Origin of the sequence: Pantoea sp. T14 (genome assembly GCF_036663535.1) — a bacterium.
Taxonomy (GTDB): domain Bacteria; phylum Pseudomonadota; class Gammaproteobacteria; order Enterobacterales; family Enterobacteriaceae; genus Pantoea; species Pantoea phytostimulans.
The window spans coordinates 92,959-109,714 of the sequence record NZ_JAWUEB010000026.1 but is presented as its reverse complement, the minus strand read 5'-3'; the positions used below and the strand labels follow the sequence as shown (position 1 = coordinate 109,714).

Genomic DNA, 16,756 nt, shown 5'->3' with positions numbered 1-16,756 from the left:
TAATGTTACCGGTGCAGGCTCACTGAACTGCACCTCAGAATGAAACAGTCGGGCGTAATCGGCGCAGCGAGGTTGCTGACCGCCAGCGCAGAGCAACCGGAGCGTACTTCTGTACATGAGGATTGCGAGCACTGCCGGAAAGCAAAATCGTTAGCAAGATAGCCTGCACCATGCCAAGTTCGGAGAAAATGTAAAATGGCAGGACACAGTAAGTGGGCAAACACCAAGCACCGTAAAGCGGCGCAAGACGCTAAACGTGGCAAAATCTTCACCAAAATCATTCGTGAACTGGTGACCTCAGCCAAGCTCGGCGGTGGTGATCCTGGCTCTAACCCGCGTCTGCGCGCCGCCATGGACAAAGCGCTGTCAAACAATATGACGCGTGACACCATGGATCGCGCCATTGCACGTGGTGTGGGCGGCGATGATAACGCCAACATGGAAACCATCATCTATGAAGGTTACGGCCCGGGCGGCTCAGCCATCATGATTGAATGCCTGAGCGATAATCGCAATCGTACTGTTGGCGAAGTGCGTCACGCCTTCACCAAAACCGGCGGTAATCTCGGCACTGATGGATCGGTGGCGTATCTGTTCAGCAAGAAAGGCGTGATCTCTTATGAGCCAGGCCGCGATGAAGATCAGGTCATGGAAGCGGCGCTGGAAGCCGGTGCTGAAGATGTGGTGAGCTACGATGACGGCACCATTGATGTCTTTACCGCGTGGGAAGAGATGGGCGCTGTACGCGATGCGTTGGAAGCTGCTGGCTTCAAAGCGGATACCGCAGAAGTGGCGATGATACCTTCAACCAAAGCGGAAATGGATGCGGAAACCGCGCCAAAACTGCTGCGTTTGATCGACATGTTGGAAGATTGCGATGACGTGCAGGAGGTTTATCACAACGGTGAGATCTCCGACGAGGTCGCGGAAGCGCTGTAATGGCGTCAGGCTATAAACACATAACCGGAGGCGCGTAATGGCGATCATCTTAGGTATCGATCCCGGTTCGCGTATCACCGGTTATGGCGTGATTCGTCAAACAGGTCGCCAGCTTACCTATTTAGGCAGCGGCTGTATTCGCACTAACACCACAGATTTGCCTCCGCGCCTGAAGCTGATTTATGCAGGCGTTAGCGAAATCATCACTCAGTTTTCGCCTGACTACTTCGCCATCGAACAGGTGTTTATGGCAAAGAATGCTGATTCTGCGTTGAAGCTGGGACAGGCGCGTGGCGCGGCGATTGTCGCTGCGGTAAACCATGATTTGCCGGTGTTTGAATATGCGGCGCGTCAGGTGAAGCAAACCGTGGTGGGAAAAGGAAGCGCAGAAAAAGCACAGGTACAGCATATGGTGCGTACTTTACTGAAACTGCCTGCAAATCCACAAGCGGATGCAGCGGATGCGTTGGCAATTGCAATAACCCATTGTCATATCTCGCAAAATGCGGTGAAAATGAGCGATAGCAAACTGGTAATGACCCGCGGCCGTTTGCGAACGACCTAATTGCGAGGGATCACGCAAGCGATACAGGCTGGATATTCATCCAGCCTTTTTTATGTTATAAAATCCGCCACATACTCTTTATAAAGGAAGTGTTCAGGTGATAGGTCGTCTACGGGGCAATATTTTAGAAAAGCAGCCGCCGCTGGTGCTGATTGAAACCAACGGTGTGGGTTATGAAGTACACATGCCAATGACCTGTTTTTATGAGTTACCTGAACTCAACCATGAAGCGGTGATTTTTACCCATTTCGTGGTGCGTGAAGACGCACAGCTGCTGTTTGGCTTCAACAGCAAGCAAGAGCGCGCTTTGTTCCGCGAGCTAATTAAAGTCAATGGCGTGGGGCCAAAACTGGCGCTGGCGATTCTTTCGGGTATGTCGGCTCAGCAATTTGTTAACGCGGTGGAAAAAGAAGAGATCGCTGCGTTGGTGAAACTGCCAGGCGTAGGCAAGAAAACTGCCGAACGTTTGGTTGTTGAGATGAAGGATCGCTTCAAAGGCATGCATGGCGACCTGTTTGGCGGCGATTCAGCTTTTGCCCTGACCACGCCAAGTACCGCGCCGGCGACCAATGACGCAGAAGGCGAAGCGGTTGCAGCGCTAGTAGCGCTGGGTTATAAACCGCAGGAAGCGAGCCGCATGATCAGCAAACTCGGCAAACCTGATGCGGATTGCGAAACACTTATCCGCGAAGCGCTTCGCGCTGCCATTTGAGGTAATTCATGATAGAAGCCGATCGCCTGGTCTCTGGAGCCAGCGTTATTGAAGATGAAAGTATTGATCGCGCGATTCGCCCTAAGCTGCTGGCCGAATATGTTGGCCAACCGCAGGTGCGAGAGCAGATGGAGATTTTCATCAAGGCGGCGCAATTGCGCGGCGATGCGCTTGATCATTTGTTGATTTTTGGCCCGCCGGGTTTAGGTAAGACCACGCTGGCAAATATCGTTGCTAATGAAATGGGCGTGAACCTACGCACAACATCTGGTCCCGTATTAGAAAAAGCGGGCGATCTGGCGGCGATGCTCACTAACCTTGAGCCTCACGATGTTCTGTTTATCGATGAAATCCATCGTCTGTCACCGGTTGTGGAAGAAGTGCTTTATCCGGCGATGGAAGATTACCAGTTAGACATCATGATTGGTGAAGGGCCGGCTGCACGCTCCATCAAGCTTGATTTGCCCCCCTTTACCTTGATTGGCGCCACGACACGAGCGGGTTCATTGACTTCGCCGTTGCGCGATCGCTTCGGCATTGTGCAGCGTCTTGAGTTTTACCAGGTTAAGGATTTGCAGCACATTGTCAGCCGTAGTGCAGCCTGTTTAGGGTTGGCGTTGAGCGATGAAGGGGCGTTGGAAATAGCACGCCGTTCGCGTGGCACACCGCGTATTGCAAACCGATTACTACGACGTGTTCGTGACTTCGCAGAAGTGCGAGCCAACGGTGATTTAAGCGGTGAAGTCTCATGTAGCGCGCTGGACATGTTAAATGTCGACAGCGAAGGATTTGATTACATGGACCGTAAACTTCTGCTGGCGATCATTGATAAATTCACTGGCGGCCCGGTTGGCCTGGATAACCTGGCGGCTGCGATTGGTGAAGAGCGCGAAACCATCGAAGATGTGATTGAACCGTTCTTGATCCAGCAAGGTTTTATTCAACGCACACCACGCGGCCGAATGGCCACGCAGCATGCTTATCGTCACTTTGGTATAACGCGAGAAAGCTAATTACACCGCCGGCTTGCGCACCATGCTGATGATGAACAGGATGGCGGCGCACAGCACCACAGAAGGGCCGGCTGGCGTATCGTAAAAGGCGGAGAAAGTCAGTCCGCCTGTCACCGCAATAATTCCGATGATCACCGCAATACCTGCCATTTGTTCGGGCGAACGCGCAAAGCGGCGCGCCGTGGCAGCAGGAATGATCAGCAGCGACGTAATAATCAGCGCGCCGACAAATTTCATTGCCACACCAATGGTTAGGGCAGTCACCAGCATCAGTATCAGACGTGTGCGCTGGATGTTAACCCCATCGACTTGTGCCAGTTCTGGGCTAATAGTCATCGACAATAGCGAGCGCCATTGCCACGCCATTACGGCCAACACCAGCACCACGCCTGCGCCCATAGTCCATAAATCTTCAGGCGTTACTGCCAACAGGTCACCAAAAAGATACGCCATTAAGTCAACGCGTACGTTTTTCATCAAGCTGACAACGACCAAACCCAGAGAAAGTGCGCTATGGGCCATAATCCCAAGCAGCGTATCGATGGCAAGATGCGGACGACGTTCCAGCCAGACCAAACCCAGCGCTAAGCAAACGGTGACCACTATCACGGCATAATAAGGATTAACGCTGAGCAATAAACCAAAGGCTACGCCGAGCAGTGATGCGTGTGCCAGCGTATCGCCGAAGTAGGACATCTTACGCCAGACAACAAAAGAACCCAGCGGTCCGGCCGCCAGCGCTAACATCACGCCACCTAACCAGCCCGGTAATAACAACTCAATCATGATGGACCTTGTCCTCTGCGTAAAACGATACGTCCTTGAAGATCGTGACGATGATTATGGTGATGACGATAAATCGCCAGTTGTTGTGCCTCACGTGGGCCAAACATGGCAATAAACTCGGGATGCTGAGATACCGCTTCAGGTGTGCCTGAACAGCAAATGTGATGATTCAGGCACAGCACTTCGTCGGTTTTAGCCATCACTAAATGCAGGTCATGAGAAACCATCAAAACGCCGCAGTTGAGTTCCTTGCGTAACTGATCGATTAAGTCATAAAGCGCGACCTGACCGTTTACATCAACACCTTGGGTAGGCTCATCAAGGACCAAGATCTGCGGCTGATTAAGTAGGGCGCGTGCCAATAAAACGCGCTGGGTTTCACCACCCGAAAGCTTTTGCAGCGGTGATTTCAAAAGATGGCCCGCCTGAACACGCTTTAATGCAGGCAGAATGTCTGCAGCTGTGCTGCCGCGAGACAGACGCATAAAGCGTTCAACGGTGACCGGCAAAGTCGGATCAATATGCAATTTTTGCGGGACATAACCGATACGCAAACCCGCGGCTCGCTGGACGTTGCCGGAATCAGGCGCTAATAGCCCTAAAACTACGCGGACAAGCGTGGATTTACCCGCACCATTTGGGCCGAGCAGAGTAAGAATGCGGCCTGGCTGCAAGTCAAGGCTAACGCCAGATAACACCGTGCGCTGACCATATTTTACCGATACGTTTTCAAGAGTTACGAGTGAGGACATAGTATTTACAGGTTGCACACAATTTAGAATGTTATAATATCACATCCCATCACTTACTCACGATGGAAAGTCGCATTATGTTACATAAAAAAAAGGGTCGCTTCTTCGCCTTTTCTGCCTTCTCCTTAGCGGCTGCAATGTCGCTTCCTGCACACGCTAATATCGTTGCCTCAATCAAGCCTGTGGGGTTTATTGCCGCGGCCATTGCCGAAGGTGTGACGCCCGTTGATGTTTTGCTGCCAGATGGCGCATCAGAACATGATTATGCTTTACGCCCCTCTGATGCAAAACGCTTAAAAAACGCGGACTTAGTGGTTTGGGTCGGCCCTGACATGGAAGCGTTTATGAGCAAATCAGCGGCGGAATTACCCGCTAAAAAAAATCTCGAAATTGTCGATATACAAGGAGTTAGTGCGTTATTGATTAGCGGTGATGATGAAGATGAGCACCACGAACAAAATAAATCTGAAGATCAAGACTCGTCTCACCATCATCATGATCACGGACAATATAATATGCACGTGTGGATGTCCCCAGAGATAGCAAGGAAAACCGCGGTTGCAATCCATGGAAAATTATTGGAACTTATGCCGCAAGATAAAGCCAAACTTGACGCCAACCTGCAGCAGTTTGAGACAGAATTGGCGGATACGGACAAACGCATTGGCGCGCAACTCGCACCGGTCAGGAACCAAGGGTATTACGTCTTTCACGACGCTTACACTTACTTTGAGAAACACTACGGACTTTCGCCCACTGGGCATTTTACCGTAAATCCTGAGATCCAACCGGGCGCACAGCGTTTACATCAAATACGAACACAGTTGGTTGAGCAAAAGGCCGTTTGCGTCTTTGCTGAGCCACAATTCAGGCCGGCAGTCATCGATGCTGTTGCCCGGGGAACGCAGGTGCGTAAAGGCACACTCGACCCATTAGGCACAGACATCAGCTTATCAAAAGACAGCTATATGAAATTTCTCTTACAGCTGTCAAGCCAGTATGAGACCTGCCTGAAAGGAGCTTAGAGGAAAAGGTAAAAAGTGCTGCAGTTAGCCCGCTCTGTCGCCCTCGCATTTAATAATTTGCCGCGTCCCCACCGCGTAATGCTGGGTTCATTAACTGTTGTGACATTGGCCGTCGCCGTGTGGCGGCCTTATGTCTACCATCCTACCGATGATGTGATGCCGATTGTTCGAACCATCGAGTTGGACAAAAACGAGCTTCGCACGTTGTTACCGGAAGCCAGTGAGCCGATTGATCAAAGCACACCAGAACCGGATGATGAATTGCCTGCGGACGACATCGATAAAGATGTCCCTGAAACCAGCGGTGTCCACGAATACACCGTTTCTTCTGGCGATACATTGAGTAGTGCCCTTAATCAATACGGAATCGATATTAGTAATATCAACGCATTGGTGAGCAGCGATAGCGATCTGCGAAATTTACAAGTGGGCCAGCAACTTAGCTGGACGCTGGCCGATGATGGCAGCCTGAAAACGTTGTCTTGGGAAATTTCTCGTCGTGAAACCCGCACCTATGAGCTTACCGATACAGGTGGCTTTAAGATGCAGTCTGAAATGCAGAAGGGCGAATGGCGAAACAACGTATTGCAAGGTGAAGTGCGGGGTAGCTTTGCCGCCAGCGCACAGCGTGCTGGCTTAAGCAGCAGCGAAACCAGCGCCGTAATTAAAGCACTGCAATGGCAAATGGATTTCCGCAAACTGCGTGCAGGCGATCAGTTCAGCGTATTGATGTCGCGAGAAATGCTGGATGGCAAAAGTGCGCAAAGTCAGCTGTTGGGCGTGCGTTTGCGCTCGGGTGGTAAAGATTATTACGCTTTCCGTGCAGAAGACGGCAAGTTTTATGATCGTAATGCATCGGGCCTTGCTCGTGGGTTTATGCGTTTTCCAACCGTTAAACAGTATCGCGTTTCATCGAACTTCAACCCACGTCGTTTGAATCCGGTCACGGGGCGCGTCGCACCGCATAAAGGCGTCGATTTTGCTCTGCCAATCGGTACGCCAGTGCTGGCGGTAGGCGATGGTGAAATTGTTGTCGCGAAGAACGGTGGTGCAGCAGGTAACTATGTGGCGATTCGCCATGGTCGTCAGTATATGACGCGCTACATGCACATGAAGAAGGTGCTGGTAAAACCAGGGCAAAAAGTGAAGCGTGGCGACCGTATTGGTTTGTCAGGTAACACGGGACGCTCAACCGGCCCACACCTGCACTTCGAAATCTGGATCAACAACCAGGCGGTCAATCCTCTGACGGCGAAACTGCCGCGTATGGAAGGATTGACCGGCAAAGAGCGCACCCAGTACATGGCTCAGGTAAAATCCTGGCAGCCTCAGTTGGGACTTAAGTAAGCGTTTTTTGAGCAGGAATGCGAAAAACCGACGGTTATTCCGTCGGTTTTTTCATATCTGGTGCGGGATGATTGCAAATTTGCACGTCGCCACTATCATTAGCCGGTCATTGATTGAGGCGAGTGCATGGAAACCCGTAAAAAAAATAACATCGAGTTTATTCCCGTTTTTGAACGTTCATTTCTCAAACCTAAATACTGGGGCAATTGGCTGGGGATTGGTGCCTTAGCGGGTATGGCGATGTTACCTGCCAAAGTGCGCGATCCTATCCTGGGTAAATTAGGGCGGTTCACGGGTAAACTTGCTAAAGGCGCGCGGCGCCGTGCCTTGATCAATCTCTATTACTGCTTTCCAGAATTGAGTGAAGAACAGCGCGCTGAAATTGTTGATCGCATGTTTGCCACTGCGCCTCAAGCCATGGCCATGATGGCAGAGCTCGCCATACGTGGCCCGGGACGTGTTCATCAGCGGGTTGAATGGCATGGTCGTGAAATTATCGACCAGATGCAGGCTGAAAAGCAGAATGTGATTTTACTCGTTCCACACGGTTGGGCGGTGGACATTCCTGCGATGCTGCTGGCTTCAGAAGGCCAACCGATGGCAGCCATGTTCCACAATCAAAGTGATCCTTTGCTGGATTACGTCTGGAACAGTGTGCGTCGTCGCTTTGGTGGTCGTCTGCATGCACGCAACGACGGCATTAAACCTTTTATCGGTTCGGTGCGTCAGGGCTATTGGGGCTATTATCTTCCCGATCAGGATCACGGCGCTGAGCACAGCGAGTTTGTCGACTTTTTTGGCACCTATAAAGCGACGTTACCGGCCGTTGGCCGCCTGATGAAAGTGTGTCGGGCACGCGTGGTGCCGCTGTTCCCGGTTTATAACGAAAAGACCCATAAACTGGAAATCTATGTACGCCCGCCAATGGATGATTTACTCGACGCAGATGACTACCATCTGGCGCGCCAGATGAATGAAGAAGTCGAAGTATTCGTTCGACCGCATCCAGAACAATATACGTGGATTTTGAAGCTGCTTAAAACGCGCAAAGAGGGCGATATTGAACCTTACCAGCGCGATGAGCTTTATCCTCGTCATCCTCGTAAGTAACAAAAAGGCCGCTGTTGCGGCCTTCCTCTCAAGAAGCTTATAGAGAAGTCACCTGAGCACGTTTTTTACGTTCTCGCAGAAACAGCGTGACTAATCCAAACCACAGCACACCGCTAATAAAATTGATCAGGCTAAACCAAGGCGTGCCGCCGCTGAAATAGCCACTTTTCGCCAGCTCAATGCCGATAGCCAGCGTCATGATGCTGATCATTCCAAGCATTGCTGCCACGCTGCCTTTGCCCTCGCTGCTGGCGTAAAGCGTTAAGCGATACAAACCCGCGTTAACCATGCCTGCACCAAATGCATATAGGCTCAGACCAGCGGTCAGGAACAAATAGCTGTGCCTGTTTAGCAGGCTTGCCAGTAAAGCGATGCTCAATCCAATAAGAATCGGCCAGGCGGCAAATTTTACCGGTTGCTCGATCGGCACACGTCCTGCCAGCTTGCTCAGCGTCAGGTTTCCCGCGATCATTGCCAGGAAAACAGGCAGTTGCAGCAATGCGTATTGCATACGCGATAAGCCTTCATCGTGCATTAAAATCACCGGTGACAAGGCAACCCACGTCAGGATCGGAATAAACACTAATCCTATAGCAAACGAGCCATACATCACCTGACGATCTTTCGCCAGCCGCGCATAGCTGCGGGCCAGATTAGGCAATGCCACGGAGTGGCTGCGATCGCCTGCGGTTTCTGGCATAACACGCCACAACACCACAAAAGCCAGAATGCTGCAGGCTGCAAACAGCCAAAACATGCTGCGCCAGCTGCCAACCGTTAACCATGCGGCTCCGGCTAAAGGACCCGCCAGTGGCGCAAGCAGCGCGACATTAGCCATCAGCGCCATCATGCGCACCGCTAACGCCTCATCAAATGCTTCCTGAATGGCGGCATAGCCCACCGCGCCAATGAAGCAAAGGCTAATACCCTGCACAAAGCGCAGGCTAACGAATTGAGTAATATTGTCGACCCAAGTAGTTAAAATACAGGCAGCAGCAAAAAACAGAATGCCAAATAACATGACGGGACGACGGCCAAACTTGTCTGACAGCGGTCCCAGCAGCCATTGCAGCACGACGCCGCCCATCAAATAGGCTGTTAATGAAGTAGAAACCCATTCTGGGCCGACGTTGAATTCGTTTGTCACGATCAGCATGCCGGGCTGAATCATGTCATGCGCAATATAGGTGGCAAATTCAAACAGAACCAACGCCAACGGAAACAGCAATATGCGTCCGCTCAATTGGCTGATGGGTTTAAAGCGGGCCATCTGGCCTCCTTGTCAGAAAAATAAAAACGCGACTGCCAGGCAGTCGCGTTGTCCATCATACTAAAGCCGCTGTCAGGTGCGTGAAATTAATCCACGCGCAGAATACGGCTGGTATTGGTGGTGCCGGTGGTGCTCATCACATCGCCTTGAGTCACAATCACCAAATCGCCTGAAACAAGGAAGCCCTTGTCGCGCAGCAGATTTACCGCATCATGCGCAGCAGCAACGCCGTCATTGTTGCTGTCGAAAAACACGGGCGTGACACCACGATAAAGCGCGGTCAGATTCAACGTACGCTCGTGACGTGACATGGCAAAGATCGGCAGGCCAGAAGTAATACGTGATGTCATTAATGGCGTACGGCCCGATTCGGTCATGGTGATAATAGCGGTTACACCTTGCAGATGGTTTGCTGCGTACATTGAAGACATGGCAATCGCTTCTTCAATGTTGTCAAACTGCACTTCTAAACGGTGTTTAGAAACGTTAACGCTGGGGATTTTTTCTGCGCCTAAGCAGACTTTTGCCATTGCAGAAACGGTTTCAGCTGGATACTGCCCAGCCGCGGTTTCTGCTGAAAGCATCACTGCATCCGTTCCATCCAATACGGCATTGGCAACGTCCATAACTTCTGCGCGAGTCGGCATTGGATTGGTGATCATCGATTCCATCATCTGAGTTGCGGTGATGATGGTACGGTTCAGCTGACGAGCACGGCGAATCAAGGCTTTTTGAATACCGACCAGTTCTGGATCGCCGATCTCCACACCGAGGTCGCCACGCGCAACCATCACGACGTCAGACGCCAAAATGATATCATCCATCGCTTCCTGGCTTGCTACGGCTTCAGCTCGCTCAACTTTAGCCACCAACTTTGCTTCACAGCCCGCATCGCGTGCCAGACGGCGCGCGTAGTTCATGTCTTCACCACTGCGAGGGAACGACACGGCGAGGTAATCGACGTTGATTTTTGCTGCAGTAATAATGTCTGCTTTGTCTTTCTCGGTCAGCGCTTCTGCTGACAGACCGCCGCCCAGCTTATTAATGCCTTTATTGTTGGACAGTGGGCCGCCAACCGTGACTTCGGTAAACACTTTCATGTCCTGAACTTCGAGGACTTTCAACTGCACACGACCATCATCAAGCAGCAGGATATCGCCAGGCACCACGTCGGCAGGCAAGCCTTTATAGTCGATGCCAACACGCTCTTTATCGCCTTCGCCTTTGCTCAGATTAGCGTCAAGCAAGAAGCGATCGCCAATGTTCAGGAAAACTTTGCCTTCTTTGAAGGTAGATACGCGAATTTTCGGGCCTTGCAGGTCGCCCAGAATGGCCACATGGCGACCCAATTTGGCGGCAATTTCACGCACTTTATCGGCGCGCATTTGGTGATCTTCTGGCGTGCCGTGGGAGAAGTTGAGTCGCACAACGTTTGCGCCAGCAGCAATGATTTTTTCGAGGTTATTATCGCGATCAGTCGCTGGGCCGAGGGTTGTTACGATCTTGGTTCTTCTGAGACGTCTTGACATGAAGGACTCCGTTAACAATTTAGCATGTCCCTTCGTTTGGACACGGTGTGGTCATTTATTCTATATGATCGACAGGGTGTGATACGACTCACATTGTAAATGTGATGTTAATTTTTTTATGAGGCGTCTTTATCCAGCCGAAGCGGCTTGTCATAACGCGACTCTTTTAAAGCGTCTTTTACCCTTTTTAGATTTTCACGGAACGGCGTACCGCGCTCCAGTGTAAATCCGGTGGCTAAAACATCGATCACGGTTAACTGCGCCAGGCGTGACACCATCGGCAAATAAACATCAGTATCTTCCGGTACATCAAGCGCCAGCGACAGCGTAGCGTGCTGGGCAAGAGGTGAGTCAGGAGAGGTGATGGCAATCACTGTGGAACCGTTTACACGCGCCAAGCGAGCCAGTTCTACCATATTTTTTGTGCGTCCAGTATGTGAAATGAGAACAAACACTTCGTCCACACGACTATTTATGCAACTCATGCGCTGGATCACAATATCTTCCGACCAGATGACGGGCAAATTAAAGCGCAGAAATTTACTGAATGCGTCATGGGCTACCACAGCAGAAGCGCCGAGACCAAAGAACGCCACTTTATGCGCTTTAGTCAGATGCAGCACCGCCTGATGAATTGCGGCCATATCCAACTGATTGCGCACGCGTTGCAAACCTGCGAGGGCGGAGTCAAAAATCTTATGGCTGTAGCTTTCCACATCGTCGTTTTCTTCGACATCTCGGCTCACCCAGCTGTGACCTTTAGCCAGACTTTGCGCCAGGTGCAGTTTAAAGTCGGGAAAACCGCGCATACCCAAGCGATGACAAAAACGATTCACCGTGGGTTCACTCACTTCAGCGGCTCGCGCCAGCGTGGCGATGCTGGAATGGATAGCATCCTGTGGCGCAGCAAGAATTTGTTCGGCTACTTTGCGTTCAGATTTGCTTAGCGCAGCCAGCTGCGCCCTGATTTTATCCAGCATATTCATAACCCAATGAGCGTTATCACTTTTATCGATTTCAATTATTGCTGTCGCTCAAAGCAATTAACAGGGAATATAGCGCGTTAGCAATAGCAACGACGCAATGTCGGACAAGTTCGACAGGCATTTTTTTGACATAATTCACCCCGGATTGGGTTTTGCTCTGACAACATCAGATACAGAAAAAATCAGGTAAAGCGCACGTGACAACACACGCGCAGGCGCAATCCGGTACAGAGTTAACGCTGTTGACCCCAGCGATCCGGTTTACCTGGCTCGGGGAAAAAAGTACATTGTGCTGAAAGAGAATTACAACATGGACCCGGTTGCTGAGGACGCATCGCCACCGGGTTTATCCTGCAACGAGGAGAGGAAAATGGCGGTAACACAAACAGCCCAGGCATGCGATCTGGTGATTTTCGGTGCCAAAGGCGATCTTGCACGCCGTAAACTGTTGCCTTCACTGTATCAGCTGGAAAAAGCGGGTCAGATTCATGAAGAAACTCGCATTATCGGCGTAGGCCGTGCTGAGTGGGATAAAGCGGAATACACCAAAGTCGTTCGTGAAGCGCTCGAAACTTTTATGAAAGAGAAGATTGACGAAGCGCTGTGGGATAAGCTTAGCGGCCGTCTCGATTTCTGTAATCTCGATGTGAATGACACCACGCATTTCCCAAAACTGGGCAAAATGCTCGATCAAAAAAATCGTACCACCATCAATTACTTTGCTATGCCACCCAGCACGTTTGGCGCAATTTGTCAGGGCCTCGGTACCGCTAAGCTCAATGCCAAACCCGCTCGCGTTGTGATGGAAAAGCCACTCGGCACTTCTCTGGACACCTCGAAAGAAATCAACGACAGCGTGGGCGAGTATTTTGAAGAGAGCCAGGTTTTCCGTATTGACCATTACCTCGGCAAAGAAACCGTACTCAATCTGCTGGCACTGCGTTTCGCCAACTCTATCTTCGTAAATAACTGGGATAATCGCACAATCGATCACGTGCAGATTACCGTCGCGGAAGAAGTGGGCATCGAAGGACGTTGGGGTTACTTCGACAAAGCGGGTCAGATGCGCGACATGATTCAGAACCACTTGTTGCAGATCCTGACGATGATTGCCATGTCGCCACCTTCTGACCTCAGCGCGGACAGTATTCGCGATGAAAAAGTCAAAGTGTTGCGTTCACTTCGCCGTATCGATCAAACCAACGTACGGGACAAAACCGTACGTGGACAATACACCGCAGGTTTCGTACAAGGTAAAAAAGTGCCGGGTTACCTGGAAGAAGAGGGTGCCAACAAATCCAGCGCCACTGAAACCTTTGTGGCGATTCGCGTAGATATTGATAACTGGCGCTGGGCGGGCGTGCCGTTCTACCTGCGTACCGGTAAGCGTTTGCCAACCAAATGTTCTGAGGTTGTGGTCTATTTCAAAAATCCTGAAATGAACCTGTTTAAAGATTCCTACTCAGAACTGCCACAAAACAAACTGACCATTCGTTTGCAGCCGGATGAAGGTGTGGATATCGAGATTCTGAACAAGGTTCCTGGCCTCGATCACAAGCACAAACTGCAGACAACGAAGTTGGATCTGAGCTACTCCGAAACCTTCAACCAGTCACATCTGGCGGATGCGTATGAACGTTTGCTGCTGGAAACTATGCGCGGCATTCAGGCGCTGTTTGTACGTCGCGATGAGGTGGAAGCAGCGTGGACGTGGGTAGATTCGATTATCGACGCATGGGCGGCCGATGGCGACTCCTCCAAGCCTTATCAGGCGGGAACCTGGGGGCCAGTGGCTTCCGTCGCCATGATTACCCGTGATGGACGCTCGTGGAATGAGTTCGAATAATTAAAACAAGTTGGCCCGCCGCGTGCGGGCCTTTTTGTATCTGGCGTTGCTTCAAATAATTGAACTGGCGTTTCAAAAATCGGTGAGTTCAATGGACGGCCCGGAAGCCAATCATGTATGGTAGTTGCGCTAATTCACAGGGTTGTCAAAGTCGGGCGGCTAAATCCGACATTCTCAAGCAAGGGGAAGTGATGAAAAACTGGAAAACGAGTGCAGAACAGATTCTGAAAACCGGACCTGTTGTCCCGGTTATCGTGGTTAACAAGCTGGAACACGCAGTACCCATGGCGAAAGCGCTGGTGGCGGGCGGTGTGAAAGTATTGGAAGTGACGCTGCGCACGCCTGTCGCGATGGATGCATTACGCGCGATGATCAAAGAAGTGCCAGACGCGATTGTCGGTGCGGGCACCGTGCTCAACACGCAGCAGTTACAAGAAGTGACTGAAGCGGGCGCTCAGTTTGTTATCAGCCCGGGCATTACCGAATCACTGTTGAAAGCAGCGGTGGATGGCCCGGTTCCACTGATTCCGGGTATCAGTACCGTCTCTGAATTGATGACTGGCATGGATTATGGTCTGCGCGAATTTAAATTCTTCCCGGCCGAAGCCAATGGCGGCGTGAAAGCGTTACAGGCGATCAGCGGGCCTTTTCCGCAGGTGCGCTTCTGCCCAACTGGCGGCATCTCGCCGGCCAATTATCGTGACTATTTGGCGCTGAAAAGCGTGTTGTGTATTGGCGGTTCATGGCTGGTGCCGAACGATGCGCTGGAAGCTGGTGACTGGGATCGTATTACTCAGTTGGCGCGTGAAGCTGTCGAAGGCGCGAAATAACCGGCGTGCGGTGAGCGTGAAGCTCACCGCATGGCATTAACCCTGAACGGTGATTGACGCCGCGCTGGCCACTGCACGTGCAATCGCCTGATCGGTCGTCTCTCCGCTGGCCAACGCCACACCTAAGCGACGCTGTCCATCAATCTCTGGCTTGCCGAACAGACGAACCTGTAAACCTGCGCCCAGTGCCGCTTCGACATTCACGAATTGAATGTTTTGACTGGTCAGTTGCGGCAGAATAACGGCCGAGGCCGAAGCGCCGTATTGACGAATACCGCCAATCGGTAAACCCAGGAAAGCGCGAACATGCAGGGCGAACTCAGAAAGATCCTGCGAAATCAGCGTGACCATGCCAGTATCATGCGGGCGCGGTGAAACTTCACTAAACACCACATCATCGCCACAAACAAACAGTTCAACGCCAAAAAGGCCATATCCGCCGAGCGCTTTTACCACTTGCTCAGAGATGGCTTGCGCACGCTTCAGCGCCAGTTCGCTCATCTTTTGCGGCTGCCAGGATTCGCGATAATCCCCCTCTTCCTGACGATGCCCAATGGGCGCGCAGAAATGAATGCCATCCACTGCACTGATCGTCAGCAGCGTAATTTCAAAATCAAACTTCACCACACCTTCTACGATCACGCGACCTGCGCCGGCACGGCCGCCTTGCTGCGCGTAATCCCACGCTTTGTCCAGCTGGCTGGCTTCACGAATAAAGCTCTGACCTTTGCCGGATGAACTCATCACCGGCTTAACGATGCAGGGGAAACCGATTTCAGCTGCGGCTGCATTGAAATTGGCCTGGGTATCGGCGAAGCGGTAACTGGACGTTGGCAGTGACAACTCTTCAGCGGCAAGGCGTCTAATGCCTTCGCGATTCATGGTCAGACGTGCGGCACGCGCCGTCGGCACCACGCGCTGACCAAGCTGCTCCAGCTCAACCAACTTTTCGGTGGCGATAGCTTCGATTTCCGGCACCACAAAATCCGGTTTCTCGAGTGCAATTACTGCGGCTAACGCGTCGCCATCCAGCATGTTGATGACGTGGCTACGATGCGCAACGTGCATCGCTGGCGCATCGGCGTAACGATCGACGGCAATCACTTCCACACCCAAACGCTGACATTCCAGCGCCACTTCTTTGCCCAGTTCGCCTGAGCCCAACAGCATCACGCGCGTTGCAGCAGGGCGCAGCGCAGTTCCGAGAGTTGTCATAAATTCACCTAAGCAGTCAAAATGCGCGCGCAGTATAAACGAAAACGTTTGCGTACTCATCCTTCTCTGTTGTCTGCACGCTTTTTCCTTACTTTTCTCGCTCTGACGTTTCCTGACATCCTGTTCGTCAGGATGGGGAGCTAACAACACGATCAGGAGTGGATGATGAATAATTGGTTGCAACAAATTCAGTCGGTATTGGCGAAGAAAAGTGGAAGCGGAAAATCGTCTGGCGGATTAAGCGACATGCTGGCCCCCGGCGCGTTGGGAGGCTTAGCGACGATGTTGATCGCCAGCAAGTCGTCACGCAAGCTGCTCACCAAATATGGCGGAAAAGCACTGCTGCTTGGCGGGGGTGCCGCAGCGGGAGCGGTATTGTGGAATAAGTACAAACAGCGCATACGCGAATCCCATCAGGACGAGCCTGGCTTTGGTACGGCGCAGACGCCGGTTGATCTTCGCGCTGAGCGGCTGGTTACCGCGCTGGTCTTTGCTGCGAAAAGTGACGGCCATATTGACGAGCAGGAGCGCGCAGCCATCGAACAAAATATTCACCAATCAGGTTATGGTCAGGATGCAGAGCGTTTGATTCAGCAGGCGATGAATCGTCCGCTTGATCCTCAATGGTTGGCAGCGGAGGTGAAAAATGAAGAAGAGGCGTTGGAACTCTACTTTCTCAGCTGTGCGGCGATCGATGTTGACCATTTTATGGAGAAAAGTTATCTCTCGGCATTGGGTGATGCACTGAAGATTCCCCAGGATGTTCGCGATGATATTCAAAAAGATATTGCTGAGGAAAAAGCCCGCTTACCAGCCAGCTAATCTGCCTCT

At 51.6% G+C, this 16,756-nt stretch carries 16 protein-coding genes; 10 read left to right on the top strand and 6 right to left on the bottom strand.

The window, feature by feature from the left end:
- The first annotated feature begins 195 nt into the window (after window positions 1–195).
- From SC127_RS15650 to ruvB, 4 genes are all read left to right on the top strand, one after another.
- The gene (locus SC127_RS15650) at window positions 196–939 is read left to right on the top strand and encodes a YebC/PmpR family DNA-binding transcriptional regulator (protein WP_332627096.1); all 744 of its coding nucleotides are present in this window, start codon (window positions 196–198) and stop codon (window positions 937–939) included.
- Window positions 940–976: 37 nt separating this feature from the next.
- The gene (ruvC, locus tag SC127_RS15645; protein ID WP_215846601.1) at window positions 977–1,504 is read left to right on the top strand and encodes a crossover junction endodeoxyribonuclease RuvC; all 528 of its coding nucleotides are present in this window, start codon (window positions 977–979) and stop codon (window positions 1,502–1,504) included.
- A gap of 97 nt (window positions 1,505–1,601) precedes the next feature.
- Complete coding sequence (gene ruvA / locus SC127_RS15640; protein ID WP_215846602.1) at window positions 1,602–2,216, top strand: Holliday junction branch migration protein RuvA; 615 nt, start codon at window positions 1,602–1,604, stop codon at window positions 2,214–2,216.
- A gap of 8 nt (window positions 2,217–2,224) precedes the next feature.
- Window positions 2,225–3,229 (top strand): Holliday junction branch migration DNA helicase RuvB, encoded by a 1,005-nt coding sequence (ruvB, locus tag SC127_RS15635; RefSeq protein ID WP_243077767.1) that lies wholly within the window; start codon window positions 2,225–2,227, stop codon window positions 3,227–3,229.
- Here ruvB and znuB read toward each other — a convergent pair whose 3' ends face one another.
- Together znuB and znuC are read right to left on the bottom strand one after the other, a co-directional pair.
- Complete coding sequence (znuB, locus tag SC127_RS15630; RefSeq protein ID WP_215846603.1) at window positions 3,230–4,015, bottom strand: zinc ABC transporter permease subunit ZnuB; 786 nt, start codon at window positions 4,013–4,015, stop codon at window positions 3,230–3,232.
- Window positions 4,012–4,767 carry a zinc ABC transporter ATP-binding protein ZnuC gene (gene znuC, locus SC127_RS15625; RefSeq protein WP_215846604.1) on the bottom strand — a complete coding sequence of 252 codons (756 nt, stop codon included), beginning with the start codon at window positions 4,765–4,767 and terminating at the stop codon, window positions 4,012–4,014. The genes znuB and znuC overlap by 4 nt, the downstream gene beginning before the upstream one ends.
- 77 nt (window positions 4,768–4,844) lie before the next feature.
- Between znuC and znuA the strand changes: the two genes are divergently transcribed.
- From znuA to lpxM, 3 genes are all read left to right on the top strand, one after another.
- Complete coding sequence (znuA, locus tag SC127_RS15620; RefSeq protein WP_243077768.1) at window positions 4,845–5,792, top strand: zinc ABC transporter substrate-binding protein ZnuA; 948 nt, start codon at window positions 4,845–4,847, stop codon at window positions 5,790–5,792.
- Between the two features lie 15 nt (window positions 5,793–5,807).
- Window positions 5,808–7,139: a murein DD-endopeptidase MepM gene (gene mepM, locus SC127_RS15615; RefSeq protein ID WP_332627095.1), complete on the top strand. Its 1,332-nt coding sequence runs from the start codon at window positions 5,808–5,810 to the stop codon at window positions 7,137–7,139.
- Between the two features lie 126 nt (window positions 7,140–7,265).
- On the top strand, window positions 7,266–8,249 hold the full coding sequence (lpxM, locus tag SC127_RS15610) for a lauroyl-Kdo(2)-lipid IV(A) myristoyltransferase (RefSeq protein WP_243077769.1): 984 nt from the start codon (window positions 7,266–7,268) through the stop codon (window positions 8,247–8,249).
- Between the two features lie 37 nt (window positions 8,250–8,286).
- Here lpxM and SC127_RS15605 read toward each other — a convergent pair whose 3' ends face one another.
- From SC127_RS15605 to SC127_RS15595, 3 genes are all read right to left on the bottom strand, one after another.
- Entirely contained in the window at window positions 8,287–9,519 is a 1,233-nt protein-coding gene (locus tag SC127_RS15605; protein ID WP_332627094.1) for an MFS transporter, read from the bottom strand.
- A gap of 86 nt (window positions 9,520–9,605) precedes the next feature.
- Entirely contained in the window at window positions 9,606–11,048 is a 1,443-nt protein-coding gene (gene pyk / locus SC127_RS15600; protein WP_215846607.1) for a pyruvate kinase, read from the bottom strand.
- Between the two features lie 116 nt (window positions 11,049–11,164).
- A complete protein-coding gene (locus tag SC127_RS15595; RefSeq protein ID WP_332627093.1) occupies window positions 11,165–12,034 on the bottom strand; it encodes a MurR/RpiR family transcriptional regulator in 870 nt (289 codons plus the stop codon).
- A gap of 370 nt (window positions 12,035–12,404) precedes the next feature.
- Between SC127_RS15595 and zwf the strand changes: the two genes are divergently transcribed.
- Both zwf and SC127_RS15585 read left to right on the top strand, forming a co-directional pair.
- Window positions 12,405–13,880 (top strand): glucose-6-phosphate dehydrogenase, encoded by a 1,476-nt coding sequence (gene zwf / locus SC127_RS15590; RefSeq protein WP_243077772.1) that lies wholly within the window; start codon window positions 12,405–12,407, stop codon window positions 13,878–13,880.
- Window positions 13,881–14,071: 191 nt separating this feature from the next.
- Entirely contained in the window at window positions 14,072–14,710 is a 639-nt protein-coding gene (locus SC127_RS15585) for a bifunctional 4-hydroxy-2-oxoglutarate aldolase/2-dehydro-3-deoxy-phosphogluconate aldolase (protein WP_215846609.1), read from the top strand.
- A 36-nt stretch (window positions 14,711–14,746) separates the two neighbouring features.
- On the opposite strand, the gene purT is transcribed toward SC127_RS15585, so the two are convergent.
- A complete protein-coding gene (purT, locus tag SC127_RS15580; protein ID WP_332627092.1) occupies window positions 14,747–15,925 on the bottom strand; it encodes a formate-dependent phosphoribosylglycinamide formyltransferase in 1,179 nt (392 codons plus the stop codon).
- A 165-nt stretch (window positions 15,926–16,090) separates the two neighbouring features.
- On the opposite strand from purT, the gene SC127_RS15575 reads away from it, so the two are divergent.
- Window positions 16,091–16,747, top strand: a complete 657-nt coding sequence (locus tag SC127_RS15575; protein WP_215848263.1) for a tellurite resistance TerB family protein — start codon at window positions 16,091–16,093, stop codon at window positions 16,745–16,747.
- The last annotated feature ends 9 nt before the right edge of the window (window positions 16,748–16,756 follow it).